Genomic DNA, 25,839 nt, shown 5'->3' with positions numbered 1-25,839 from the left:
ACTGGATTCCGGGTTCGCGTCTTCGACGCGCGCCCCCGGAATGACGTCGAGAAAAAACCGACAATTGATCGGCCCCTTCACTCCACCGACGCGCCGACCGGTGGCCCGCCGGGCGGGCGATGCAGGAAGGTGATGGTCGCGAACGCGCCGAGCCAGGAGCCGACCGCGGCGAAAGCCACATAGACCCAGTTCTCGGTATAGCTGATCACCGCGAAGGACGAGAGCAGGTACCAGACGCTGCTCCAGGTCGCCGCCGGCACGCGCCGTCGTGCCACCACGGCCGAGGTGAACATCACATAGACGGCATCGGTCGCCGCAGTGGCCAATACGACACCCGCAGCGGTCAAGGGATCAATGGCGGACATGACAGCTCCTTGCATTAAGCGTGTAAATCATGGACGGGTCGGGCTCCACTGTCACGCGCCGCGCGATCCGGCCCGTACGACGTGGTGGCTTTTCCGACGCTGTCAGTTGCTGTCGGCGGATGGCAAATATTAATGCGCCGGTATGCTTTTTGCGGGAAATCAGGGTTGCGATCGGCGGCGATACCGTCGGCGGTCTGTACGAACGTGGCTCGGAGCGCCATTTTTTCATCATCGTCCGCCTCATGTCGGAAAATGAGGGCGCGTCCGGTACTTATTTCGTATGTCTCGCGGCGGTGAGATAACCCGCAGTCGGACCATTCACAGGGGACCAGTATGAGCGATGCAGAACACGGCAAATCTATCGGAGTGGCGGACCTGCGGGCGGCCGCGGCCCGACTCGCCGGCCGGGTGATCCGCACGCCCCTGGTTCATTCGCGGACGCTGTCCGATATCACCGGCGCCGAGGTCTGGCTCAAGCTGGAAAATCAGCAGTTTGTCGCCTCCTTCAAGGAGCGCGGGGCCGCCAACAAGTTACTCACGCTGTCACCTGAGGAGGCGCGGCGGGGCGTCATCGCCATGTCTGCGGGCAACCACGCACAGGGCGTCGCCTATCACTCTCATAACCTCGGCATCGCCGCCACGATCGTGATGCCGAAATCGACGCCTTTCGTGAAGGTGTCGCGAACCAGGCAGCTCGGGGCGCGGGTACGGCTTGAGGGCGAAACGCTGGCGGAAGCCGCCGCCTTTGCCCGGCAACTGGCCGCGGATGAGAATCTCGTCTTTGTCCACCCCTACAACGATCCGGCCGTTATCGCGGGGCAGGGCACGGTGGCGCTTGAGATGCTGGAAGATCAGCCTGCGCTCGACTGTCTGCTGACGCCCGTCGGTGGCGGGGGGCTGGTAGCGGGTTGCGCGATCGCGGCAGCGAACCATGCGTCAGCGGTCGAGGTGATCGGCGTCGAAGTGGAGTCCTACGCCGCCGTGGCTCAGCATCTCGCTGGGCATCCGATTTCGGTCGGCGGCGCGACCATCGCCGAGGGCATTGCGGTCCGCGATGTCGGCGCGCTGCCGCTGGCGATCCTGCGCGCGTATGGCATCGAGGTGATGACGGTAGCGGAGCGCTTGATCGAGAAGGCCGTCATCCAGATGCTGGAGATCGAGAAGACCGTGACGGAAGGTGCGGGCGCGGCGGCGCTCGCGGCCTTGATGAGCGACCCCGGGCGGTTTGTGGGACGCAAGGTCGGCTTGATCGTGTCCGGCGGCAACATCGACACGCGCACGCTCGCCAATGTGCTGATGCGAGGCTTGGTGCGCGACGGCCGGCTGATTGATCTTGTGGTGGAGATCTCCGACAAGCCGGGCGCGCTCGCTGAACTTGCGTGCATCATCGCCGAGCTCCGCGGCAATATCGTCGAGGTGCAGCATCAGCGTCTGTTCAGCGCGCTGTCAGCCAACATGACCGAGGTGGAGCTGGTGATCGAGGCGCAGGACACGGCGCACGGCAGCGCTATTGTCGCTGGTCTGGAAGCAAAAGGCGTGAGAGCGCGCCGTCGCGACCGGCTGGTATTGTCACGGGATTGAATGAAATGACATCAGATCGTTGTGGCAAAGGCTGCAACGTGGGAGACGGGAAGATGCGCCGAATTTGATCGACATGTGGACCATTTGCTGATGCCGAAGATTTTTACCGACCCCGTCGCCATCGCCGACGACATCATCCGCGATGTCGGTCCTCGTCTGGTGGTGGGATTGCCGCTCGGGCTCGGCAAGGCCAATCACATCATCAATGCGATTTATCGGCGGGCCGCCGCCGATCGCAGCCTCGACTTGACCTTCTTCTCCGCGCTGACGCTCGAGAAGCCGCGGCCGTCGAACGAGTTGGAAAAGCGTTTCATCGCGCCGGTGATCGACCGTCTGTTCGGCGGCTGGCCGGACCTCGATTACGCCGCCGCTTTGCATAAGGGCGCGCTGCCGCCGAACGTCAAGGTCACCGAGTTCTTCTTCCTGGCGGGCAAGTGGCTGCACAACGCCTATGCCCAGCAGCACTACATCGCCGCCAACTATACCCATGCCGCGTCCTATATCCTCGACCGCGGCCTTAATGTCATCACCCAGCTTGTGGCCAAGCGTGTGGTCAACGGCGAGACGCGTTACAGTCTGAGCAGCAACACCGACACCACGCTCGACCTTCTGCGCGCTCGCGCTGCGGGCCGCGCGTCGTTCAAACTGGTAGGACAGGTCAATTCGCAATTGCCGTTCATGCCCGGCGCCGGCGATCTTCCAGCCAGCGAGTTCAGCGCAATCCTCGACAGCCCCGACACCGACTTTCCGCTGTTCGCTCCGCCCTCCGAGCCGGTGTCGGACACCAAATACGCCATCGGCCTGCACGCGGCGGGGTTGATCAAGGACGGCGGCACTCTTCAGATCGGCATCGGTCAGGTCGGCGACGCGCTGGCGCAAAGCCTGATTCTGCGTCACCGCGACAACGCACGGTTTCGCGAGATCACAGCGCGGCTCGCGCCGGGCAGCGAAATGGCGGAAACCGCGCCGTTCGCGACCGGTCTTTATGGCGTCAGCGAAATGGTGTTCGAGGCGTTTCTCGGGCTGATCGAGGCCGGCGTGCTCAGGCGCGAGGTCGATGGCGCTGTTTTGCACGGCGCGTTCTTTCTGGGTCCGCAATCGTTCTACCGCGCCTTGCGCGAGATGACACTCGAGCAGCGCGCCCGCATCCAGATGACGGCGGTGTCCTTCACCAATGAACTTTACGGTAACGAGGCCGCCAAGTGTCGCGCCCGCGTCGATGCGCGTTTTGTCAACAACGCTATGATGGCGACCTTGATGGGGGCTGCGATCTCCGACGGCCTCGACAACGGGCAGGTGGTGAGCGGCGTCGGCGGGCAATACAATTTTGTGGCGCAGGCTTTTGCGCTCGAAGGCGCGCGCTCGATCCTGACTCTGGAATCAACGCGACGCGAGAAGGGCGGCCTGGTATCCAATATCCGCTGGTCCTATGGACACACCACCATCCCGCGCCACCTGCGCGATATTGTCGTCACCGAGTATGGCGTGGCGGACCTGCGCGGCAAGTCCGATGCCGAGGTGATCGCGGCGATGCTCAACGTCGCGGACTCGCGTTTCCAGGGCGAGCTGATGCGGCAGGCCATGGACGCCGGAAAGCTGCCGAAGAACCATGAGATACCCGCCGTCCATCGCGAGAATTTTGCTGACCGGATCAAGACTGCGCTGAAGCCCGCGCTGTCGGCTGGGCTGCTGCCGCCGTTCCCATTCGGCAGCGATTTCACCGAGGTCGAGCAGCGGCTGATCCCGGCGCTTGAAGTGCTGCGCGACGCATCGCACTCGCCTGTGGCGTTGCTCTCGCTGGCAATCGACGGTCTGCGTCCCGCCGCAGTCTCGGATCAGCCGGCACTGGCGCGCATGGGGGTGGATTGTCCGAACAGGTTTTCAGATAGGCTCTACCGCATGTTGCTGAATGCCGCGCTGAGGCGAAGCGGCGAGAAATAAACGGCCGGGCTTCGTCCCGGCCCTCCACGCCTTTCATGCCGCCGGGTGTCAAGACGTGGATGCCCGCGACGAGCGCGGGCATGACGCTGTATGAGGCGACGCGTCTTGTCGCCAGCGCTGATCTATCGGTTCTTGTTGTTTGGTTTGCGCTTCTCGACGAACGCCGCCATGCCTTCGGCGCGATCTTCCAGCGCGAAGGTCGAACGGAACAGGTCGCGCTCGACGTTTATGCCCTCCGACAGCGTCGTCTCGAAGGCGCGATTGACGGCGCTCCTGGCCATTTCGGCGGCGGGGCGTGACATCGAGGCGATTTTTTCCGCCGCAGCCATCGCTTCATCCATCAACTTGTCGACGGGAACGACACGGCTGACGAGGCCGGAGCGTTCAGCCTCGGCGGCGTCCATCATCCGCCCGGTGAGGCAGAGGTCCATCGCCTTGGCCTTGCCGATGGCGCGGGTCAGGCGCTGGGTGCCGCCGATGCCGGGAATGGTGCCGAGCGTGATTTCAGGCTGGCCGAATTTCGCGGTGTCGGAGGCAATGATGATGTCGCACATCATGGCGAGCTCGCAGCCACCGCCAAGCGCATAGCCGCTCACCGCTGCGATGGTCGGCTTGCGGCATGTAGCGACGCGGTCACTGCCGATCGCCTTGAAGTCCTCGTTGAAAATGTCGATGAAGCTTTTCGGCTGCATCTCCTTGATGTCGGCGCCGGCGGCGAAGGCCTTTTCGTTGCCGGTGATCAGGATGCACCCGATGTCGTCGTCGGCCTCGAGATTGTCCACCGCGGCGGCGATTTCGCGGAACACCGCGAACGACAGCGCATTGAGCATTTTCGGCCGGTTCAGCCTGATGATGCCGACCGCGCTCTTACTCTCGACGACGATATGTTCGAACGTGCTCATGGTTCATCCCGCTATAGCGTTTTCGAGCGAAGTGGATACCGGTTCGCGTGAATAAAACGCCTCAAATCAAAATTATGGAGCCCTCCTTCTGAATTCCAATCAGAAGCGGAAAGGCTCTAAGTCGCTGCCGGTCGCGACGGGTGTGTGGCAGCGGACAATGTGCCCGCGGTCCAGGGACGCTGCAAGGCTGCTGCCGTGTGTTTGGCAATCTCGGGCGACCATGAGGAAGTGCCGGCCCGCCGAGGGGCGGCAGACCGGGACAGCGGGAGAAAAATATCAGTCGATTTCAGGCCCGGTATGAACTCGAGATCATGCCATGAACATCCGGGCGGCGGAGCCGAGCGTGAGCAGACCGCCGAAGGCGATGAATATCTTGCCGATCAGAGAGGTATGGTTCCAGGCGGCGCTGTCGTTCGTCGCCACCTGACCGGTGGTATCGGCGTTGCTCGCGGACGGCGCAATGTCGATGGAAGCCAGTGCGAGGTGTTGTGCGGCCGGCCTGTCGTCGGTTAGGGCGCGGTCGATTTCGTTGAGTTCGTCGGGAGAAACGATATCCGCGGTAGCCGTCGAGGATGCGGTGTCTGCTCGCAGCGCTGAATCGCCCTGATTACCGGACAGCATCTGGCCGGCGCTGCTGGTGAGCGCACTCGCTTCGGTGTTGGGCAAATCTTCGGCGGTGCCGGGCATCTCGGCTTTGGCGTTGGCATTGGCGACCGTCGGCGGCAGCGGCATCTTCTTGTCGTTGTCCTGAGTCTCAGAGGCCGTCTTGTTATCGTGGGCTGTCTCGTTGGCTTTCGTATCGGTTTTCGATTCCGGTTTGGCTGACTTCCGTGCGTGCCGATTGTGCGATCGATGCTTGGAAATTTTGCCGAGCTTGACCGGTGCTCCGGCATTTTCGGTATGGGTGGTCAAAGCGGCCGGTTCCGCCGCGCTGTCGGTCACGCGCATTGGCCCCGCGAACCCCAACCAAAGTCCTACTGCGATGATCAACGCCGAGCGCCCGCTGGCCCTGATGCTCATGGCAATCTCCCCGTTTGTCCGGCCTCGGTTAACAAAAGAACCGTTGGGCGTGGCCACACCGGGGCAAAAAAAGGGAATTTTTCGACGACCGCGGCGAAACCACGGCAAATATACCGAAATGAGGCGGGCTATCGTGCGTAGGGCCGGATTACGGACTCTTCGTCCGGCACCCTGCGGACGTCCAGAGCTACTCGGCGTCCGTTGCGGCCGATTGTTGCATCCGATGAAAGCGCAGCACCTGCTGCGCCGTGGACGGGCGCAGACGTTCATAGGTCTTCTCCGCAGCATCGATATCCGTCACATCGATGTCCGCGAGGTCCTTGCGCATGTTGATGATGGCTCTGACGGTAGCCCAGGACAGGCCGCCCACCTTGGCCAGAATGAGCACGCCTTCAGTTTGGGATTCGATCATCATTTTCTCGGCGACTTCGACCGAGACATTGGCGAGGCAGGCTATGGCTGCGTTGGTTTCGTCGAACTTTCCGGCGCCCGCAAACGAAGCGACCTCATGTTCGTCGAGCCGTCCATCTTCGTACAGCGACCTGACCAGTCCGTGCGCGATGGTCGTCTCCTTGCTGATGGCTCCCGGCGCCGAACGCGCCCGTTGTGCCACTTCGCTGACCACGGCCGAAATATCGTTCGTCCGATGTGGATTGGCGGCCGCGAGACGCGCCTGCACTGCGGCGGAGGCCTTCGCAATCAGCTTCAGATAGTGATGCCGTGGGATCGACGGCCGCATCCCGACGCAGGTTGCGATGTCGTCGTCGGCCTCGGCGCGTGCAACCAGCCGCGTGAAGCCCTGCTCGGAGAATTCGGCGCCCGGATTGTTAACGGTGCTTTTGACGACCTCGTCGTTGCCTCGTGCCACCAGAACGTCGGTGACCGCGCCGCTCAAGACCTTCCGCGTCGAAATCGCCAGCAGATGCGCCTGGCTCTTGCTGCGGGCGTTCTCGACCAGCGCGTCGTCTCCGAGCCGTTCGGACAGGGACAGCACAGGCGCGGCGACTTCGATCAGATCGTCGAAGGCCAGTGCGTGAATGATCTGCGGCGGAGCCTTTGCAACAGGGGCGAGGCGTCTGGAAAGCAGTGCTTTCGCCGAGCTCTCGATGTGCTGGATCAGGCAATTGAACACGTCGTCAAAGACCGTGATCTGTTCGTCGGAATAATCGACCGCGTTATTCAGGAACAGGTCAGTAACCCGCCGCAGCGTTTCGACCCGCCGCGCGACGGTGCCATGGACGAGAACGGTCTGAAGTTCGTCGAGCAGGTTGGCCGAGGGGACGGCCGATTTGGAAGCCATGGCTCTATCCTAGAGTTCCCTCATCCTACGCAGCGACATTCTGTTCGCCTGGGATCCGAATCGCGATCGGAACGGTACGGGTATAAGCGTAGATCAGAAGCGGCCCGTCGATGATGTAGCTTGGTGGGGAATCTACGGGGAAAAGCCTTTAGGTTTGGTATCTTTTGGCCGGGGCGCATGGCCTGCGGCATCGTTAACGGGTTCTTTCTTCACGGGAATTTTGGCATGCTGGGGCAGAGTGGAGGCTCGCGACCCGCCTTGGGCCGACCTTGTATCATGATACTCTTTCAGGGCATTCCGGGGTGGCTTGCCCTTTCCGCCGATTCAGGCACAACCTGATGGCATATGCCTGCAATTTGAGAAGATTTTGCCTTGTCAGTCGAACCTTCAGTCCTGCAACCCCGACAAATTCTGCGAGACGGCCAGTGAGTGCGGCACAGGCGGCATCGGATGAGGCTCTGATCGCCCGGATCGCTCAAGGCGACCGCCTCGCCATGCAGGTGCTGTACGGGCGCCATCACGTCAGGGTCTTTCGTTTTGGACTGAGGCTCGTGCGGAACGAACAGGTTGCGGAAGATCTTATCAGTGAGGTCTTTCTCGATGTGTGGCGTCAGGCCGGCAAGTTCGAAGGCCGATCCGCCGTCTCCACCTGGCTGCTGGCAATCACGCGTTTCAAGGCCCTGTCGGCGCTTCGCCGCAGGAAGGATGCCGAACTGGACGATGAGGCCGCCAATGCGATCGAGGATTCATCCGACGATCCCGAGGTGACGGTACAGAAGAAGGATACGGGTAACGCGTTGCGTAAGTGTCTGAAGCAGCTTTCGACGGAGCACCGGGAAATCGTCGATCTCGTCTATTACCACGAGAAATCGCTGGACGAGGTCGCCGAGATTGTGGGGATCCCTGAGAACACGGTGAAGACGCGGCTGTTTTATGCGCGCAAGAAGCTGGCCGGTCTGCTCAAGGCAGCCGGCATAGAACGAGGTTGGCCATGATGGCGGCGAACAAGAAGATCGCAGAAGCAGAGGTTGCGCCCGGAGATATCGAGGCGCTGCTGCCGTGGCACGCAGCCGGAACGCTGAGCGCGCGCGACGCGCACCGGGTCGAGGAGGCACTTGCACACGATTCGGGGCTCGCGAGGCAGTATGCGGTGATCCAGGACGAATACGCCGAAACCATTTCGCTCAATGAAAACCTCGGCGCGCCATCCGCGCGAGCGATGCAAAAGCTGTTCGCCGCGATTGACGCCGAACCGGAACGAAGCGTCGCGATGTCGCGCGGCCTTTCGGTGCGGATTTCGCAATTCTTTGCCGCGTTGTCGCCGCGCACGTTGGCCGCGGCCGGCGCGGTCGGCGCGCTGGTCGTCGTGCTTCAGGCCGGCGTGATCGCTGCGATGCTGGCGAAGGACGACGGCGGCCACTCGTTTCAGACGGCGTCTCATCGTGCGCCGAATACGCCGGTGACCCGCGGACTGACCACGGAATCGGGACCACAAGCGTTGGTGCGGTTCGCGCCGGACGCGCGCATGTCCGACATCAGTGCGTTCCTTGACGCCTATCAGGCGACGATTGTTTCGGTGTCCCGAAACGGCCTGTTCGAGTTGCGCTTCGATGGCCAGGCGACCAAAGACTCTGGCGACCTCATAAGCAGGCTTCAGAGCGAGAAGATCGTCAATCTCGCGGTTCCGGCTCAGTAGCAGGCGGGGCGTGGTTTTAGCGGCCACGATGGAGGATCGCGCGATGCGTCAGCGCATGACGAGCATAACGAAATGGAGCGCCGTGCTCGCCGCCTTGACGGCTCTGTGCTGGCTTGTGGACTTCGTCCCATCGGCTCACGCGCAAAGCTCCACGCGCATGCAGGGGGGCGGGCCCACGACGGCAACGCGTGGCGGCATGACGGGGATGGCCGGGCGCGGCGGAATGCACGGCGGTTACCGGCCGGGCTGGGGCCATCGCGGCATCGGGTTGGGTTATGGCGGGTTGGGCTATGGACTGCCGCTCGGCGTAATCGAAGCCCCTTATCGCGTCATCGAGCGCGATGACGATCCGGTGGACAGCCGGCGATCGCGTTCTCCGCGCCGCAAGACGGTTGATCGCGAACCGAAACCGCGGAAGCCGGTCACTGCCGTCACCGCGTCAGGCATGTCCTATATTCGCTACGCGCCCAACACCTATCCGGTTTGCGCGCGCGGTGAGGGTGCAATGAGCGGCGAATGCAACGGCCGTCCGTTCGTTGCCGACCTCGGAGGCAATGGCCCGCCGCCGCAGGATCAGAACAATGGCCCCCGCAACAATGCGGGGCAATCGAGTGCGACGCGTAACTATCTCCCCGGCGAGGTCGTCGCCGAAACCGCCGCGATGCCGGATGCCCAACTCGCCGCGCTAGCGCGGCGCCACGGGCTCGAACGCATCGCCTCGCAGAATTTTCCGCTGACCGGCAGCACCGTCAGTCTGTTCCGCATCGTCGGCCGCCGCCCGGTCGGGCAAATCCAGGCCGAACTTCGCGCTGATGTCGCTGTGCGTTCGTCGCAGCCGAATTTCCGTTACGTTCTGCAGGACCAGAAAACGACGAGTGCGGTCGCCGAAGGCGACCCCGCGCAATATGCGCTGGCAAAACTGCGGCTGCCGGAAGCGCATACGCTGGTGCATGGCAAAGGCATCGTCGTCGCGGTGATCGATTCCGCAATCGACACCGGTCATCCGGAACTGGCCGGCTCGATAGCCGGGAGTTTCGATGCACTCGATTCGAGGGATGGACCACACGTGCACGGCACCGGTATCGCCGGCGCGATCGTCGCTCATGCGCGGCTGATGGGGAGCGCACCGTCGGCCAAAATTCTCGCGATCCGCGCCTTCGGCGTCACGCAGGGGACGGCCGAGAGCTCCTCGTTCACGATCCTCAGCAGTCTGGACTACGCGGCAACTCATGGTGCGCAGATTATCAACATGAGTTTTGCCGGCCCGAAGGATGCGCTGGTCTCGCGCGGCGTTGTCGCCGCCGCGGCGAAGGGCATCGTCATGGTGGCCGCGAGCGGCAATGCCGGCCCAAAATCGCCGCCGCTCTATCCGGCAGCCGATGCCGATGTGATCGCTGTCAGCGCGACCGATGTGGATGACCGTTTGTTTGCGGCTTCCAATCGCGGGGGCCATATCGCAGTCGCGGCGCCCGGCGCCGATATCTTCCTTCCCGCGCCAAGCGGCAAATATCAGATGACGTCGGGAACCTCGTTCTCAGCAGCCTATGTCAGCGGTCTCGTGGCACTGATCCTGGAGCGCAACCCGGCCCTGAAGCCTGCCGACGTCCGCGCTATCCTGACGACAAGTGCGCGCGATCTCGGTGCGCTTGGCCGTGACGATCTGTTCGGGGCAGGTGAGGCGGACGCGTATGGCGCCGTGCAGGCTGTGCCGGAGGGCGCCGTCTCCGCAGCCGCGGACGAAACTGTGCCGGTCATGGCCGTGTCCAATCCGGCGTCGGCCGCCGCCTCATCTAATGCCACCACATCCGATGCCGCCGCTGCAACTGCCGGCGAGGCAGCACCTGCGAGCGAACCGCAGCCCGCGCCGGCGAGCATGGAGCCGCCTGCGGCCGATCCTTCAGCGAAATAATCAATCTTTCCAGATCGTTAAAAAAATTAAAGACCGCCTTGAACGTTTTTCGGAGGCTCGACGACAGAAGTAATGTGGGAGCCCAAAAACTCCCTGGGGCTATATTAGGCGCGAGCGCCCATCCACCCCAGCGCCCATATGGCTTGACCCGCCCGGTTGTCCCCCCGGGCGGGTCTTTCATTTTCAGTGATCCCATTTCGACTGTCGTATCGCCGGCATAACCGCATCAGTGGAATTCCCTACGAGCGGCGTCATATTTGTGCCGCAAAGCGCTGGACTTCGCCGAAGTTTTCCACAGAATATCCAGCAAGCACACTGAATGATTCGTTCGTTGCGTCTGCGTCCGTTCTCCTCCTTGCGGACTGTCCCATGACTCAACGATACGACGCCGGGCTCGCCCGAAAGCACTTTCAGGACTACGCCCAGGACATTCTTGATCGCTGGTGCAGGATCGCCGAACAGCGGCTCGATCATCTCATCGAGCTTTATGAAAGCGGCCGGTGGCGACGCTACCATACCGAGCGCGCCTTCATGGAAAACCTACTAGAGGCGAAGACCGCTGTCGAAACCTGGCGAGCGCTGGCACGGCGCGAGGCGAGGTCGGACGATCGCGCGATGGACGGGTCAACACTCGATCAGCCTGCAGAGGCCCCTCCAGCGATGCAGGATGAGGCCGGGCAATCGCCGGCCCGGCTGCTGGGAACCGCGGCTGTGCATGCTGCGCTGGCGTCGATCGTGTCATCGCCGGAGGATACGTTGGTCGAGGCGAACGACGATGCGCCGATCGGAGAAACGGCATCGAGCGACGAGTTGGCAAGCGGGATCGTGCCCGATCCCCATACTACTTTCCAGGAACGCTATCCGATGCTGCAGTACAACGCGCTGTAGCGTGGGGCCGCCGCGCCACGTTCGAGAAGGATGGTCCTGTTTCAGCGCACCACGTTGGCGCTGATCGCAACCTGCGCGTATTTCGCAGCACCATTGGCGACGAGATCCGGCGTCACCGGCTTGGCGTGGTCGAGGCCGACCACCGCGCCGCGCGGCGTATCCGAAATCACGTTGGTGTTGACCAGCGCCGTGCCTGCGCCGTCGACAACCGAAACGCCGATGCCGATGAAGCTTTTGCGGATCACGTTGCCTGTGATCGCAACATCGCGGAGATACTTGCCCCAGCCGGCCATGATGCCAAACGACGGCGCGTTCTCGATGACGTTGCCGGTGACGGATGTATCGGCCTCCACATAGATGCCGATGCCGGCATCGTCGTCGGGTGCGGTGCCGATCGGACGCTTCGGCAGGAGATTGCGGATGATGTTGCCCTGCACGACCGCGAGCCGGCCGCCCTCGTTGAAGTTGCAGACGGAGACGCCGACCGCCGCGCCGTCCACGGTGTTGTTGGCGATCACTACGCCCTCGAAGGCGAATTCGGAATAAAGCGCCACCTCGCGCACGCCGCTGACGCTGTTGCCGGTGATCTGGATGTTCGAGGCCGAGTTGCCGCGCACGGCGGAGTAATCGCAGTCGCTAATGCGGTTGCCGCTGACGATAACATTGCCGGCACGGTAGGCATTGATGGCGTTGCCGTGCTGGCCCGAGCCGCCGGGGCCGGCTTTGATATGTTCGATGCGGTTGCCGGTGACGATCGAGCCGTCATCGCCGATCGCGGTGCGCAGGATCTCGATGCCGTTGTCGCTGGCGTCCAGAATGGTGTTGCGCACGACCGTCAGCCCGAGCGCGTCGAAAGAGACAATGGCAGTGGTCGCGGTTTGCACGATGACGTTGCCGCTGATCTCTCCCGCGACATTTTCGAGCCAGATGCCGTTGCGGCCGCTGCCGGTGATTTCGCAATCCAGAATCCGCAGATCGCGTCCGCCAAGGCAATGGACAAGGCCGCGCCGCTCGGGCAGGGGGATGCCGCCGCCGTCAAGCGTGAGATTGCTCAGCCCGATGTGATCGGCGCCTTCGGCCGTCAGCAGCGAGGCGCCGCCGCTGAAGACCAGCGCGGTCGCGCCGCGCACGCCGATGAGCTGCGAGCCCTTGGTGAGCCGCAGCGGTCCGGTACGGTAGACGCCGGGCGGCAGCGCGAGCGGAGCGTTGAGGTGCGCGGCTTCGTCGATGGCGCGTTGCAATGCGCGGGTCTGGTCGTCGGGTGCATTCGGCCGCACGCCGTAATGGGTGGCGTCGCGCCCGAGCGTCGATGTCAGCGGGGCTGCGCGGGCGGCGTCCGACGGCATCGCAAGCGCGCCGGCGACGCCGGCGGCGGAAGCTCCGAGGATACGGCGGCGATCGATGTCCATGGCGAGGATGTAACGCTAAAAACCGGAACGACGCCGGGGCGGCGTCGTCTAACGCAGGCGATTGTTGGCGACAGGGTTAATGCGGCGGCGTCTGGACCACCGGATTATGCGGCACGAACAGCCGCCCGCGCTCCACCACGATTACAACGGCGAGAGCGGCCAGCGTGCAAAGGAAAGCGCCGGTCGCGAACGGCAGCATGGTGCCGTTGAAGTCCTGCCCGATCAGCGCTCCGACGCCGCTGCCGATCAGCGTGGTGATCGAACCGAACAGCGACGAGGCGGTCCCCGCGATATGGCCCTGCGGTTCCATCGCGAGCGCGGTGAAGTTCGAGAACATCAGCCCGAACGCGAACATGGTGCCGATCGCGAGCACCATGTAGACCGGAAACGACAGCCACCCCTGCCACGCCGCGAGCAGCGTCACCATCGAGATCACCACCGATCCCGTCAGCGCGCCGTGCGAAATTACCCGCATGCCGAACCGGCCGACGATGCGCGAGTTCAGGAAACCCGCGGCGGCGATGCCGATGGCGATGGCGGCGAAAGCGAGCGGAAAATATTCGCCGAGACCGTAGATCCCGGTGAAGATCTGTTGCGAGCAGAACACGTAGGCGAACAACACGCTCTGGATGCCGCCGGCGGCGAGCGCGTAACCGATGGTCTGCCGGTTGGTGACGGTCTGGCGGAATGCATCGAAGACGCTCGCGGCGGTCAGCGGCTTGCGTCCCGCTTCGGGGAGGGTTTCCGGCAGCCGGATCGCGCACCACAGCAGGGCAAGCAGACCGTAGGCTGTCAGCACCACGAAGATGCCGCGCCACTCCGAGAACAGCAGGATCGCCTGGCCGATCGACGGCGCAAGGACGGGCACTGAAATGAAGATCATCATCGCCAGCGACATCACGCTCGCCATCCGCCGTCCGGAGTAGCAGTCACGCACGATCGAGGTGGCGATGACGCGGGCGGCCGAGCTTCCGATGCCCTGCAGCACACGCGCCAGCAGCATCATTTCAAACGAGGGCGCGATCACCGACAGCAGGCCCGCGGCGCTGTAGAGCAGCATCCCGCCGATCAGGATCGGGCGGCGGCCGAAACGATCCGACAGCGGCCCCATGATGAACTGGCCGGCGCCGAAGCCGCCCAAATACACCGAGATCACGGCCTGGATGTGATTGGGATTGGCGATCCCGTAAGCGTCGCGGACGTCCGGCATGGCCGGCAGCATCATGTCGGTCGCGATCGGGTTGAGTGCCATGATGCAAGCAACGAGGGCGACGAATTCGGGAAACCCTCTCGGCTGATGGGCTTGTGACACCCACCCGCCTAGACTGGAGTCGGTCATCGATTTATCTCGGAATCGGTACGCAGTCCCATATCGTGCTGCTGCGCTGCACAATGCCCGTTCCGGGCATGGCTGTCCATCGCCGGGCAGGGGGCGGCCATGACAATGAACTAACTACAAGAGTCTAGGCGTGTGATCCGTCCGCCGTGCCGCTTTCACGATCTCGAGTAGCATGGCCTCGCCGGCATCGGCCAGATGCTCCAGCGTGATGCCGCCGGGGATGCGAGCCGTACCGTCACGCCTCAACGGCGGAATATGAATGAATGCGGCGAGGCGTGGTCCCGCTGGACGATAGGTGGCCTCGATGGCACGCCAGCAGAGGTAATTGCAGAGATAGCGGCCGGCGTCCCGTGAGGCGCGGGCGTCGATGCCGGTCGCTTGTGCCGCGCGCAGTAATTTCACCGTATGCGGCCCGAACGTGCGCGCGTCCGCCGTGCCCGCGATCGATCCCTTGCGCATCCGCGTGCCGTCGAGATCCGGCCAGATCGTCGTCAACGCATTGCGCGCGCGAGTCTCGATCCGCAGCCAGGGCGTGCGCGTCGCGAGACCAAACATCAGCAGCGCGTGCGGACGATGCGCCGCAAGAAGGTGCGGCAATTCGCGATCCACCGTCGCATAAGCGACATGGAAGATGTGGGTTGCGATAACGACTCCGTCCAGCGCAGGGCGACGCAGCCTCGCGAGCCGCTCGACCAGCGGCATGGTCGGATTGAACGGTGCGCCGGGAAAAGGACCGAAGCCGGTGATGAGGATGCGGAGGGATGGCGTCATGGTGAATCAAAATTCTATCATTGAGGCGCGTTTTCCCTCTCCCGCAAGGGGAGAGGGCAATTTGTCACCGCAGCAACTCCGCGATCTGGTCCGCCGCCAGCGCCGGCGTGACGCGGCCGTCTGCGACCGCGGCCTCGGTCGCCTTCACCTTGGCGCGGATCGCGGCATTGCCGCGCAGGCGCGCCTTCATGCGATCCTCGAACATCGACCACATCCACTTCACCTGCTGCTGGCTGCGCCGCTGCGCAAACTCGCCGGAGGCGTTCATCGCGGTGCGGTGTTCGACGATCTTCTGCCACAGCTCCGGGATGCCTGATCCGGTCAGACCAGAGTAGGTCAGCACCGGTGGGAACCAGTGCTCGGAACGGGGGCTGAGAATTTTCATCGCGCTGCGATATTCCGCAGCCGCGCGGTTGGCGCGCCCGATATTGTCACCGTCCGCCTTGTTGACCGCGATCATGTCGGCGAGTTCGACAAGTCCCTTCTTGATGCCCTGCAATTCGTCGCCGGCGCCGGGCAGCATCAAGGCGAGGAAACAATCCGTCATGTCGCAGACTGCAGTCTCGGACTGACCGGTGCCGACCGTCTCCACCAGCACCACGTCGAAGCCCGCCGCCTCGCACAACAGCATTGCCTCGCGCGTTTTGGCTGCAACGCCGCCGAGCGTGCCAGCGGCGGGCGAAGGCCGGATGTAGGCCGCTTCCGCCGCCGACAACCGCGCCATCCGCGTCTTGTCACCGAGGATCGAGCCGCCGCTACGTGCGGAAGAGGGGTCCACCGCCAGCACCGCGACCCTGTGGCCACGCTCGATCAGGAACATGCCGAGTGCGTCGATGGTGGTGGACTTGCCGACGCCGGGCGCACCGGTGATGCCGACGCGGATGGCGTTGCCGGTCGCAGGCAGCAGCGCCTGCACCAGCTCGCGCGCGGTCGCCTCGTGATCGGCGCGACGGCTTTCGATCAGGGTGATGGCACGCGCCAGTGCGGCACGATTGCCGGCACGGATGTCGGCGGCGAGACGTGCAACATCGGGGTTGGGAATGGCGACAGGTGAAACCATGTCGTCCGTTTACAACGAACCAGCTCATGGCGCGAGGGGAGCGATCGGGACGGCGCGCGATCGAAGGGTTACTCCGCTGCCTCGCTGTGCCCAAGCCGCGCGTTGAGCTTGTGGATCAGTTCTTCGGCGGCGTCTGAAATCACGGTGCCCGGCGGGAAGATCACCTCTACGCCGGCCTTGGTGAGCGCATCGTAATCCTGCGGCGGTACCACGCCGCCGACGATAATCATGATGTCGTCGCGGCCCTGTTTTTTCAGCGCGGCCTTTAATTCCGGCACGGCGGTCAAGTGCGCGGCGGCCAGCGACGACACGCCGAGAATATGCACGTCGTTTTCGACCGCCTGCCGCGCGGCTTCGTCCGCTGTGGCAAACAACGGTCCGATATCGACGTCGAAGCCGACATCGGAGAAGGCGGAAGCGATCACCTTCTGGCCGCGGTCGTGGCCGTCCTGGCCGATCTTGGCGACGAGGATGCGCGGGCGGCGGCCCTCGGCCTCCTCGAAGGCGTCGATCAGCGCCTGCACTCTGGAAACCTTGTCGGACATTGTGGCCGCCTCACGCTTGTAGACCCCGGTGATGGACCTGATTTCGGCGCGATGGCGGCCGAACACCTTTTCCATCGCGTCGGAGATTTCGCCGACGGTGGCCTTGGCGCGCGCCGCATCGATGGCAAGCGCCAGCAGGTTACCGTTGCCTTCGCCGGCCGAGCGCGTCAGCGCGGCGAGGGCGGCATCGACATCCTCCTGCGTGCGCTCGCTGCGCAACCGTTTCAGTTTGTCGATCTGCAAGCGCCGTACCGTCGAGTTGTCGACTTTCAGCACGTCGATCGGCGCTTCGTTCTCCGGTCTGTACTTGTTGACGCCGATTACCGCCTGCTTGCCGGCGTCGATCCGGGCCTGCGTCTTGGCGGCCGCTTCCTCGATGCGCAGCTTCGGCACGCCGGCCTCGATCGCCTTGGCCATGCCGCCGAGTTCCTCGACTTCCTGGATATGGCCCCACGCCTTCACCGCGAGATCATGCGTGAGCCGCTCGACGTAGTACGAGCCGCCCCAGGGATCGATGATGCGCGTGGTGCCACTCTCTTGCTGAAGGAAAAGCTGGGTGTTGCGGGCGATACGCGCGGAGAAGTCGGTCGGCAGCGCCAGAGCCTCGTCGAGTGCGTTGGTGTGCAGTGATTGGGTGTGACCTTGCGTCGCCGCCATCGCCTCGATCGCGGTGCGGATCACGTTGTTGAAGACATCCTGCGCGGTCAGCGACCAGCCGGAGGTCTGGCAATGAGTACGCAAGCTGAGCGAACGCGCATCCTTCGGATTGAAGGGCTTCATGAGCTTGGCCCACAACAGCCGCGCGGCGCGCATCTTGGCGACTTCCATGAAGAAGTTCATGCCGGTCGCCCAGAAGAACGACAGCCGCGGCGCGAAACGGTCGATATCGAGACCGGCCTTGAGGCCGGCGCGGACATATTCGACGCCGTCGGCGAGCGTATAGGCGAGTTCGAGGTCCTGCGTCGCCCCGGCTTCCTGCATGTGGTAGCCGGAGATGGAAATTGAATTGTACTTCGGCATCTTCCGGGAGGTGTAGGCGAAGATGTCGGAGACGATCCGCATCGATGGCGCAGGCGGATAGATGTAGGTGTTACGCACCATGAATTCTTTGAGAATGTCGTTCTGAATGGTGCCCGAGAGCTTCTCCGGCGGCACGCCCTGTTCCTCGGCCGCCGCGACGAACAACGCGAGGACCGGCAGCACCGCGCCGTTCATGGTCATCGACACGCTCATCCGGTCGAGCGGGATGCCGGCGAACAGCGTGCGCATGTCATAGATGGAATCGATCGCCACGCCCGCCATGCCGACGTCGCCGGACACGCGCGGGTGATCCGAGTCGTAGCCGCGATGGGTTGCGAGATCGAAGGCGACCGACAGGCCCTTCTGGCCGGCGGCGAGGTTGCGGCGATAGAAGGCGTTGGAATCCTCGGCCGTCGAGAAGCCGGCATATTGCCTGATGGTCCAGGGGTGGTTGACGTACATGGTCGGGTAGGGGCCGCGCAGGTAAGGCGCGATGCCGGGCCATGTGTCGAGAAAGTCGATGCCGTCGAGGTCGGCTTCGCCATAGGCGGTTTTGACTGGGATACCTTCTGGCGTCATCCAGAATTCCGAGGATGGTTCGGTGCTGCTGCCGGCTGCCGGAGGCCCGACCGGCTCGAAGGCGACATCGGCGAAATTCGGAATGCGGGTCATGAGTGACCTTCCTTCAATTTCGCAATTCGCGCCTCGCAATCGGCGAGACGCCGACGAGTCTCAGTTTCTCCAGCCGACGGTCCCCCGGGACTCAGAGTAATGATCGCAATCACAGGAATGGTAATACCGAAAACCGTGACCTTTCGTGTGAAAATGTATCCCGACAGGCCAACGAACCCTATGAATAAAATCAAGTCCGAAACGGAATTTTGAATAGAGGCGATTGCCACCACGACAAAAACCACGCTGCCACAAAGGAACCCCAACGCAGCCGCCTTGAGCCATGGCGATCTTCGCCGCATTGAGCGGTTTTGATAGGCAATCATCGACAACAATCGCGCACGTTCCGCTTCGAGCTGGGCAAGTTCATCACGCTCAGCCATCTCTTAAACTCGCGATGTCCGCGCCAGCCCAATCATACTCAATCATGGTCCGGGTGCTGATGGCTGATGATGCTCGCCGCCTTTTCCGGCCCGTAATTTTCGATCGTGGTATGGCTCGGCAGGTTGACGATGGTCGCGACCCAGCCGAGCCGGGACTCGGTTCCATATTGTCCGGTCGGCACGAGCAGGTCGGGCCGGTCGAACGCGCCGGTCATGATCTCGATGCACGGGCCGCCGATGCGGCTGAAACTCAATGGCGTGCCGCAGGCGGCGCAGAACGCTCGTTCCGCGATGGAGGACGAGCGAAACGCTGTCGGTGTGCCTTTGGTCCAGCGAAAGTTCTCGCGCGGGGTATCAGCGAAAGACGCAAACGGCGCGCCCGCGGCTTTCTGGCACATGCGGCAGTGGCAGATGCTGATCCGCACCGGCGGAGCCGACAGCGCGAAGCGGATCGCGCCGCACTGGCAGCCGCCGGTCAGCGATGATTTTACCTGCTCGGTCATTGTTGCTCCAGTCGCTGCCAAGCGTCGTTCAGTACCGCGAGTGCATCGCTGCCCGCGACGATGAAGTCCTGCACGCCGGCCAAGCGTAGCGCGGTTTCCAGCTTTACTGGCCGCCCTGCCAGATAGATATGGCGCGCGCCCGCGGCGTGAAAGGCCTGTACGGCGGCGACCGCCTGATCGGCATAGATCGCGTCCGACGAGCACAGGCAGACCAATTGCGGTCCGGACGCCTTGAAGGCAGCAAGGGCGGTGTTAACCTCGCCGGTAGGAAGTGGCGAAGGAGGATCGATCGCCTCGATGCCGCCGGTTTCGAAAAAACTTCTGGCAAAGGTCGCGCGCGCGGTGAAGTCGGCCGGCGTGCCGAGGTTGGCGAAAAAGACTTTCGGCCGCGCGCCCATGGACTTGAGCCAGCCGTCGGAGCGGTCGCGCAGCTTTTCGAAAGGAGCGGCGAGCCGCATCGGTGCTAGCGCATCGAAGGTGATCATTGCCTCGCCGCAGGGCGCAGGCGCGACCGGCTTCGCATCCAGCACTTCTGGAGGCTTCTCATGCAGGTTAGGAAATTCGCTGGCGCCGGTGAGCACGTCGCGGCGTTTTGCGACGCTGGCCTCGCGCGCCGTGCGCATCGCGGCAACGTTGTGCTGGATCAGATTTTGCGTCAGCGCGGCGAACGCGCCGCCTGCTTTCTCGATGTCCTGAAATTGCGCCCAACCCGCTTCGCAAAGCTGCCGCGTCAGCGTTTCGATGCCGCCGGAACCTGCCGCCGGATCAGCCACTTTGGCGAGGTTGGATTCCTCCAGCAGAACGAACTGTGTGTTGCGGGCAATGCGGCGCGCGAAGTCGTCGGGCAGGCCCAGCGCCTGCGTATGCGGCAGCACGGTGAGGCTGTCGGCGCCGCCGAGCCCCGCCGAAAACGTGGCGATGGTGGCGCGCAGCATATTCACGTAGGGGTCACGTTGGGTCAGCATTCGCCACGCGGTCTCGGCGGCGATGAACAACGGCTTTGGCACGAGGCCGCAAGCCTGTTCGACCTGCGCCCACAAGAGCCGCAGCGCGCGGAATTTGGCCAGCGTTAGAAACTGATCGGCGTCAGCGCTGAGCCGCGCATAGATCATGCTGCGCGCAGTCTCGAGAGCGGTGCCGGCGCTTTCGAGGCCACGGAGATATGCGACCGCCGATGCCAGCACGAAGGCGAGCTCCTGCGCCTCCGATCCACCGGCATCGTGGATCACACGCCCGTCGGCGACAATGAAGGGTCCTTTGAAGCCCGTACCCGTGAGATCGTTCGCGGCACCGGTCACCACTGGGACGATTTCAGCCCACGAGCAGGGGCTCGATCCCGAGACGGCGCAGGTGCCGAGCGGATCGAGACCGAAGCGGATATCGCAGGCGGCCGGGTCTATCCCTTTGGTCCTGATGCAGTCGGCGATATGAAGCGCGATCGCGCGCGACTGCGGCCCGATCTGCAAATCGATGGAGATGCCGGCGAGAAAAACCCCATCGAGAATTTTTGCGATAGCCTCGGCGGTCGGCGGCAGTCCGAACCCGTGCGCGCCGATGGCGTCAGCGAACACCAGCGTCAGGCCCGTGGCGCCGTTCTCAAGATCATGCAGCGCCTGCACGTTAGCCTGCCGAGCGTCGGGATGATCGATCCGCTGCATGATCTGCCATGGCGCCGCTGCGGCGCGTCCGCCGATTGCGCGCGTGCCCCGCGCACGCGGATAGATCGGTTCGATCCGGAGACCGTCATAGGTCTTGGCGACCAGCCTCTCGAACGGCGCACCTTTCAGTACGCCATCGACCAGCTTGCGCCAGTCGTCGGCGGTGGCCGGTGGGAAATCAGCGGCCAGCGGCGGATCGGACACGACATCGTCGGGAGCAGCGGGCATTCGTGCGCTCGGTTTCGGAAAAGCCGGTTGTCAGAGTCTGATTCAATTGGCATTGAATCAGACTCTAGCCTTATTTTTTCATCGAGCATGATCTTATCCGAAAACCGGTTTCCACTTTTCGGGATCATGCTCTGGTTGCAAAATGCCATGAGGCGGCGGACAAGCCAAACGGTCGTTTCGCGGCCAAGCGTTTATGGATGGGTCAGTCGAGGTCGGGCAGGCGCTCGATTCCGGCGGTCGATACGGCGGCCAGCGCCGCAGTCGGCGTTCGACCTGCGATCATGCGATCCGGCGCGATTTCGGCAAGCGGAACCAGCACGAATGCGCGTTCGAACAGGCGCGGATGCGGCAACGTCAACTCCGGCTTGTCGAGGACGGCATCATCATAGGCGATCAGATCGAGGTCCAGCGTGCGCGGACCCCAGCGGGTTTCCTTGCTGCGGTCGCGGCCGAATTTCTTCTCGATCTTGTGCAGCGTGAACAGTAGCGCGTGCGGGTCGAGGCGAGTATCGATCTCGATACAGGCGTTGACGAAGCGGTCCTGATTTTCCTCGCCCCAAGGCGGGGTGGCGTAGTCGGAAGAGCGGGCGACCAGCACGGCCTGCGCCATGCCGCAGATGTTGGCGATGGCTTTGCGAAACGTCTGCCGGACATCTCCGACATTGCCGCCGAGCGCGATCAGAACGCTGGCCATGGCGACAGCTATTTCCTGCTGCGGGTGAGGGTGATGCCGACGTCCTCGAAGATCGCCGCAATCGGCGCATGAGGTTTGTGCACGGTGACCTTGATCGTGTTCACGCGCGGGAAGGCCGCGAGCACCGCATCGGCGACGGCTCCCGCGGCACGTTCGAGCAGTTTGTAGTTGGCATCCTTGAACGCGGCACTGGCCGTCGCAATCACACTGGAATAGGACACGGTATCGGCGAGGCGGTCGGTCCGGGAAGATTCCGACAGATCGGTCGAAAGTTCGATGTCCATCACGAACCGCTGGCCGACTTCCGTCTCGTGCTGCATGACGCCGTGCTGCGCGTGGATCAAAAGGCCGCGAATGAAAATCGTGCCGGTCATGGTTGATGATCCCTGCTTATCCTCTGGAATCGATGGCGTGCGCCACGCGCAGCGCTTGCACTGTATCCGCCACATCATGCGTGCGGATGATCTGCGCGCCGCCCCTTGCCGCGATCAGGTGAGCGGCGAGCGAGCCGCCAAGCCGGTCCTCCGGCTCTGACGGCACCACCGTGCTGATAAAGCGCTTGCGGGACGCGCCCACCAGAACCGGCAGGCCAAACGTCCGCAGTTCGTCGAGCCGGGCCAGCGCAACCATGCTCTGTTCTTGGGTTTTGCCGAAGCCGATGCCCGGGTCGAGAACGATATGGCCTGCGGGAATCCCCGCTTTCGCTGCGATCTCCAGCGATCGTTCGAAGAACGCCGCGATGTTTCGCATGATGTCGATGGTGGCGTCGGGCTTGTCCCGGTTGTGCATTATGATGACAGGCGCATTGTGCGTGGCGACCACGCGCGCCATGTCCGGATCGCGCTGCAGCCCCCAGACGTCGTTGGCGATGGCGACCCCGGTCTCAAGCGCCCAGGAGACGATCGACGACTTCATACTGTCGATGGAAACGGGGACGCCCAGCGCGACGACCGCGGCTAGCACCGGCTCGAGCCGCCGCATCTCCTCATCGTGCGGGACCGGCTGCGATCCGTAGGGGCGGGTGGATTCCGCACCGACGTCGATGATGTCCGCCCCTTCCGCGACCATACGGCGTGCCTGCTCAAGCGCTCGTTCCGGCGTGATGAATTGACCGCCATCGGAGAACGAGTCGGGAGTGACATTCAGGACTCCCATGACCGCTGGATAAGGCCGTGCCAGCAGCGCGCGAAGCAGCGGATGACGCGTGTCATCCGTCATATGTCTGGACATGGAATCCGCCGCCGTCATGCGGAGGCTTTGCGCGGTCCCGGACATGGTGTCAAGGCGCGATAAAGCCTCTTTGGAGGCACCGGGCGACGAAAAAGGAATGGCTCAGTAGGTGATCTTGAGCGGAAGCTTGCGAGCTTGCTCGATGAGATGGCCGATCGACTTCTCCGACGGCAGAACGCTCACGAGATTGCGCTTGGTGTTCACGTCTTTCATCGCCTGAGCCAGACGAGCGGGATTACGATGCGTCAATTCACGTACCGTGGTGACGCCGGCCGCGCGCAGCAGCTTGGTTTTACCGTTGCCCATCCCCGGGATACGCATGTAGTCGGCGAGGTTGGCCCACTCCAGCAGTTGCTGTTCGCTAAATCCCGTCGTGGCGGCGAGCGCCTTGCGGCCTTTCGAGGTGCTGGCCGCCTCTAAGTAGGCATCTGTCGTCCGGATGCCGACCGACCTCAGCTTCTTGGCGTCGACGGCGCTGAGACCTTCGAGCTTGGAGATTGGATATGTCATGGGCATTCAGGAATACGAAGGTGCTTGATGCGACCCGGCGAAGGTCCGACGTCGCGGAAACGATCGCGCCTGTTCGATGGCGTTTTCCGCGCCAGCTTTCAGTGATTGAACCTTGTCGGCAGGCCCTTCCTTGCGCTGGAAGTCCGGGATCGTGCCGACGGCTACTCGCGCGACAGCGGCTCCGATGCCGGCTCTCGCGGCACGCCGCTCAACCAGTTTGTTCATGGTACCCCGCCTCCGCCGGTTGATCGCCGGCTCGTTGTTTATGTTTTCATCTTGATACTCCCGTGACGCTAAATACAAGCGATGACCGCAGATCGACGTTCGATCGCATGACGAGTGTTGCCGAGATGCAAGACTGGACGCTCGATTCATGCCCAAACGTCGCGAATCGCCGACTGTTGGTACGATGGAACGCACGACGATCATGATTCGCTATCGTTCAGCGTAGTGATTTTCGCGCTGCTCATGCCTGTTCGCCGGTTCAATCGGTGCGGAACATGAAGTAGAATGATGCTGCTCGGCGACGAGATCACGAAGAGGCGATCATGGCGGAAACCGCGACCCCGATCAGCGATACCGATCACAGTATATTTATTGGTAAAGGCGAGCAGCCTGCCTGGCTGACGCTAGGTCTCGCCAATCGACACGGTCTTGTCACCGGTGCCACGGGAACCGGAAAAACCGTATCGCTTCAGGTCATGGCGGAAGGATTTTCTCGCGCGGGAGTGCCGGTATTCGCCGCCGACATCAAGGGCGACCTGTCCGGTATCTCGGAGCCCGGCGAAGCCAAGGACTTCATCCTCAAGCGCGCCAAGGATATGGGTCTCACTTTCCAGCCCGATCAATTTTCGACGATTTTTTGGGATGTTTTCGGCGAGCAGGGCCATCCGGTGCGTGCGACTGTCTCGGAAATGGGGCCACTGCTGCTGTCCCGCATGATGGATCTGAATGACGTTCAGGAGGGCGTGCTCAACGTCGCCTTCCGGGTGGCGGATGAACAGGGACTGCTGCTGCTCGACATGAAGGATCTTCGGGCCATCCTCTCCTTTATCGCCGAACATGCCGCTGACCTGACGACACAGTACGGCAACGTATCGAAACAGACCGTCGGAACGATCCAGCGTCAGCTTCTGGTGCTGGAAAACCAGGGCGGCGACAAATTTTTCGGCGAACCCGCACTGTCGCTGGCGGATTTCATGCGCACCGACCGTGACGGCCGCGGCATGGTCAACATTCTGGTCGCCGATAAGCTGATGCAGAGTCCGAAACTCTATGCGACATTCCTGCTGTGGATGTTGTCGGAACTGTTCGAACAGTTGCCCGAGGTCGGCGATCCGCCAAAACCGAAGCTGGTGTTCTTTTTCGATGAGGCTCATCTTCTGTTCAACGACGCGCCCAAGGCGCTGATGGACAAGATCGAGCAGGTCGTGCGCCTGATTCGCTCCAAGGGCGTCGGGGTTTATTTCGTCACCCAGAACCCGATCGATGTCCCGGACAAGGTGCTGGCGCAGCTTGGCAACCGGGTCCAGCATGCGCTGCGCGCATTCACGCCGCGCGACCAGAAGGCCGTCGCGGCCGCGGCGCAGACGTTCCGACCGAATCCCAAGCTGAACACGGCACAGGTCATTACCGAACTCGGCAAGGGCGAGGCGCTGGTGTCGTTCCTGGAAGGCAACGGTACGCCGGCCGTGGTCGAACGTGTGATGGTGCGCCCCCCGTCTGCGCGGATTGGCCCAATCACCGCGGAAGAACGCAAGACCATCATGGGCAGCAGTCCTGTGAAGGGAAAATACGACACTACGATCGATGCCGAGTCCGCTTACGAGGTGCTCCAGAAGCGGGTCACCGGGACCGCGGCGACCACAGATGGACCGGCGGAAGGCGGAATTCTCGGCCAGATCGGATCGATTGTCGGGACCGTGTTTGGGACCAACACGCCGCGCGGCAAGATGTCGACGGGACAGGTGATTGCGCGCAGCGTCACGCGCTCCGTCACCAACAAGGTGGTTGGAGGGATCGTCGCCGATCTCGGCAAGTCTGTCGGCGGCTCGCTCGGCGGTTCGGTTGGGCGGGCGCTGGTGCGCGGCGCGCTCGGAGGATTGCTACGGCGATAACGCGCCGGGCAATGAGTGCGTGCTCACGGTAGAACGGTTTGCAGCCGGAGCCGCTTCTGATAACGCAAGGTGCGCGCCGGAAACGCTGCCGACAACGG

Annotated in this window: 24 protein-coding genes; 7 read left to right on the top strand and 17 right to left on the bottom strand. The window is 63.1% G+C overall.

Features of this window, described 5'->3' with window-relative positions; translation table 11 throughout:
- Window positions 1-77: 77 nt before the first annotated feature.
- Window positions 78-365 (bottom strand): hypothetical protein, encoded by a 288-nt coding sequence (locus ACSZOQ_RS10645; protein ID WP_011511110.1) that lies wholly within the window; start codon window positions 363-365, stop codon window positions 78-80.
- 333 nt (window positions 366-698) lie between these two features.
- Between ACSZOQ_RS10645 and ACSZOQ_RS10640 the strand changes: the two genes are divergently transcribed.
- Both ACSZOQ_RS10640 and ACSZOQ_RS10635 read left to right on the top strand, forming a co-directional pair.
- Complete coding sequence (locus ACSZOQ_RS10640; RefSeq protein WP_439922513.1) at window positions 699-1,946, top strand: threonine ammonia-lyase; 1,248 nt, start codon at window positions 699-701, stop codon at window positions 1,944-1,946.
- A gap of 90 nt (window positions 1,947-2,036) precedes the next feature.
- Window positions 2,037-3,887, top strand: coding sequence for an acetyl-CoA hydrolase/transferase C-terminal domain-containing protein (locus tag ACSZOQ_RS10635; RefSeq protein WP_439922512.1), 1,851 nt, complete (start codon window positions 2,037-2,039; stop codon window positions 3,885-3,887).
- A gap of 122 nt (window positions 3,888-4,009) precedes the next feature.
- On the opposite strand, the gene ACSZOQ_RS10630 is transcribed toward ACSZOQ_RS10635, so the two are convergent.
- From ACSZOQ_RS10630 to ACSZOQ_RS10620, 3 genes are all read right to left on the bottom strand, one after another.
- Complete coding sequence (locus ACSZOQ_RS10630; protein WP_439922511.1) at window positions 4,010-4,789, bottom strand: enoyl-CoA hydratase; 780 nt, start codon at window positions 4,787-4,789, stop codon at window positions 4,010-4,012.
- A 309-nt stretch (window positions 4,790-5,098) separates the two neighbouring features.
- A complete protein-coding gene (locus tag ACSZOQ_RS10625) occupies window positions 5,099-5,809 on the bottom strand; it encodes a hypothetical protein (RefSeq protein WP_439922510.1) in 711 nt (236 codons plus the stop codon).
- Between the two features lie 187 nt (window positions 5,810-5,996).
- Window positions 5,997-7,109: a DUF2336 domain-containing protein gene (locus tag ACSZOQ_RS10620; protein WP_439922509.1), complete on the bottom strand. Its 1,113-nt coding sequence runs from the start codon at window positions 7,107-7,109 to the stop codon at window positions 5,997-5,999.
- Between the two features lie 425 nt (window positions 7,110-7,534).
- Between ACSZOQ_RS10620 and ACSZOQ_RS10615 the strand changes: the two genes are divergently transcribed.
- The 4 genes from ACSZOQ_RS10615 (at window position 7,535) to ACSZOQ_RS10600 (ending at window position 11,602) form a co-directional block, all read left to right on the top strand.
- Window positions 7,535-8,104: a sigma-70 family RNA polymerase sigma factor gene (locus ACSZOQ_RS10615; RefSeq protein WP_439922508.1), complete on the top strand. Its 570-nt coding sequence runs from the start codon at window positions 7,535-7,537 to the stop codon at window positions 8,102-8,104.
- Window positions 8,101-8,805 carry a hypothetical protein gene (locus tag ACSZOQ_RS10610; RefSeq protein WP_439922507.1) on the top strand — a complete coding sequence of 235 codons (705 nt, stop codon included), beginning with the start codon at window positions 8,101-8,103 and terminating at the stop codon, window positions 8,803-8,805. Before ACSZOQ_RS10615 ends, ACSZOQ_RS10610 begins: the two co-directional genes overlap by 4 nt.
- A gap of 43 nt (window positions 8,806-8,848) precedes the next feature.
- The gene (locus ACSZOQ_RS10605) at window positions 8,849-10,714 is read left to right on the top strand and encodes a S8 family serine peptidase (protein ID WP_439922506.1); all 1,866 of its coding nucleotides are present in this window, start codon (window positions 8,849-8,851) and stop codon (window positions 10,712-10,714) included.
- Window positions 10,715-11,083: 369 nt separating this feature from the next.
- Window positions 11,084-11,602, top strand: coding sequence for a TIGR03809 family protein (locus ACSZOQ_RS10600; protein WP_439922505.1), 519 nt, complete (start codon window positions 11,084-11,086; stop codon window positions 11,600-11,602).
- A 41-nt stretch (window positions 11,603-11,643) separates the two neighbouring features.
- On the opposite strand, the gene ACSZOQ_RS10595 is transcribed toward ACSZOQ_RS10600, so the two are convergent.
- The 13 genes from ACSZOQ_RS10595 to ACSZOQ_RS10535 all read right to left on the bottom strand — a co-directional run bounded on the left by ACSZOQ_RS10595 (window position 11,644) and on the right by ACSZOQ_RS10535 (window position 23,849).
- Window positions 11,644-13,011, bottom strand: a complete 1,368-nt coding sequence (locus tag ACSZOQ_RS10595) for a TIGR03808 family TAT-translocated repetitive protein (RefSeq protein ID WP_439922504.1) — start codon at window positions 13,009-13,011, stop codon at window positions 11,644-11,646.
- A gap of 76 nt (window positions 13,012-13,087) precedes the next feature.
- Window positions 13,088-14,350 carry a multidrug effflux MFS transporter gene (locus ACSZOQ_RS10590; protein WP_439922503.1) on the bottom strand — a complete coding sequence of 421 codons (1,263 nt, stop codon included), beginning with the start codon at window positions 14,348-14,350 and terminating at the stop codon, window positions 13,088-13,090.
- 114 nt (window positions 14,351-14,464) lie between these two features.
- Window positions 14,465-15,121, bottom strand: a complete 657-nt coding sequence (locus ACSZOQ_RS10585; protein WP_439922502.1) for a pyroglutamyl-peptidase I family protein — start codon at window positions 15,119-15,121, stop codon at window positions 14,465-14,467.
- A gap of 64 nt (window positions 15,122-15,185) precedes the next feature.
- The gene (gene meaB, locus ACSZOQ_RS10580) at window positions 15,186-16,181 is read right to left on the bottom strand and encodes a methylmalonyl Co-A mutase-associated GTPase MeaB (protein ID WP_439922501.1); all 996 of its coding nucleotides are present in this window, start codon (window positions 16,179-16,181) and stop codon (window positions 15,186-15,188) included.
- A gap of 68 nt (window positions 16,182-16,249) precedes the next feature.
- Window positions 16,250-18,418, bottom strand: a complete 2,169-nt coding sequence (scpA, locus tag ACSZOQ_RS10575) for a methylmalonyl-CoA mutase (RefSeq protein ID WP_439922500.1) — start codon at window positions 18,416-18,418, stop codon at window positions 16,250-16,252.
- On the bottom strand, window positions 18,415-18,801 hold the full coding sequence (locus ACSZOQ_RS10570) for a hypothetical protein (RefSeq protein ID WP_439922499.1): 387 nt from the start codon (window positions 18,799-18,801) through the stop codon (window positions 18,415-18,417). The genes scpA and ACSZOQ_RS10570 overlap by 4 nt, the downstream gene beginning before the upstream one ends.
- Before the next feature lie 38 nt (window positions 18,802-18,839).
- On the bottom strand, window positions 18,840-19,304 hold the full coding sequence (locus ACSZOQ_RS10565) for a GFA family protein (protein WP_439922498.1): 465 nt from the start codon (window positions 19,302-19,304) through the stop codon (window positions 18,840-18,842).
- A complete protein-coding gene (locus tag ACSZOQ_RS10560; protein WP_439922497.1) occupies window positions 19,301-21,190 on the bottom strand; it encodes a methylmalonyl-CoA mutase family protein in 1,890 nt (629 codons plus the stop codon). Before ACSZOQ_RS10560 ends, ACSZOQ_RS10565 begins: the two co-directional genes overlap by 4 nt.
- A 202-nt stretch (window positions 21,191-21,392) precedes the next feature.
- A complete protein-coding gene (gene folK / locus ACSZOQ_RS10555; protein WP_439922496.1) occupies window positions 21,393-21,884 on the bottom strand; it encodes a 2-amino-4-hydroxy-6-hydroxymethyldihydropteridine diphosphokinase in 492 nt (163 codons plus the stop codon).
- An 8-nt stretch (window positions 21,885-21,892) separates the two neighbouring features.
- Window positions 21,893-22,258 carry a dihydroneopterin aldolase gene (gene folB, locus ACSZOQ_RS10550; RefSeq protein WP_439922495.1) on the bottom strand — a complete coding sequence of 122 codons (366 nt, stop codon included), beginning with the start codon at window positions 22,256-22,258 and terminating at the stop codon, window positions 21,893-21,895.
- 16 nt (window positions 22,259-22,274) lie between these two features.
- The gene (gene folP / locus ACSZOQ_RS10545) at window positions 22,275-23,132 is read right to left on the bottom strand and encodes a dihydropteroate synthase (RefSeq protein ID WP_439926009.1); all 858 of its coding nucleotides are present in this window, start codon (window positions 23,130-23,132) and stop codon (window positions 22,275-22,277) included.
- An 84-nt stretch (window positions 23,133-23,216) separates the two neighbouring features.
- Complete coding sequence (locus ACSZOQ_RS10540) at window positions 23,217-23,624, bottom strand: DUF4332 domain-containing protein (protein WP_439922494.1); 408 nt, start codon at window positions 23,622-23,624, stop codon at window positions 23,217-23,219.
- 6 nt (window positions 23,625-23,630) lie between these two features.
- Window positions 23,631-23,849: a hypothetical protein gene (locus ACSZOQ_RS10535; RefSeq protein WP_439922493.1), complete on the bottom strand. Its 219-nt coding sequence runs from the start codon at window positions 23,847-23,849 to the stop codon at window positions 23,631-23,633.
- A 323-nt stretch (window positions 23,850-24,172) separates the two neighbouring features.
- Here ACSZOQ_RS10535 and ACSZOQ_RS10530 point away from each other — a divergent pair, with 323 nt between their 5' ends.
- Window positions 24,173-25,741 (top strand): helicase HerA-like C-terminal domain-containing protein, encoded by a 1,569-nt coding sequence (locus tag ACSZOQ_RS10530; RefSeq protein ID WP_439922492.1) that lies wholly within the window; start codon window positions 24,173-24,175, stop codon window positions 25,739-25,741.
- Window positions 25,742-25,839: the final 98 nt, after the last annotated feature.

The sequence above is a fragment of the Nitrobacter sp. JJSN genome (assembly GCF_051912485.1).
GTDB lineage: Bacteria > Pseudomonadota > Alphaproteobacteria > Rhizobiales > Xanthobacteraceae > Nitrobacter.
Note: the sequence above shows the minus strand (reverse complement) of the source record. Positions and strands in the feature narration are given on the sequence as shown.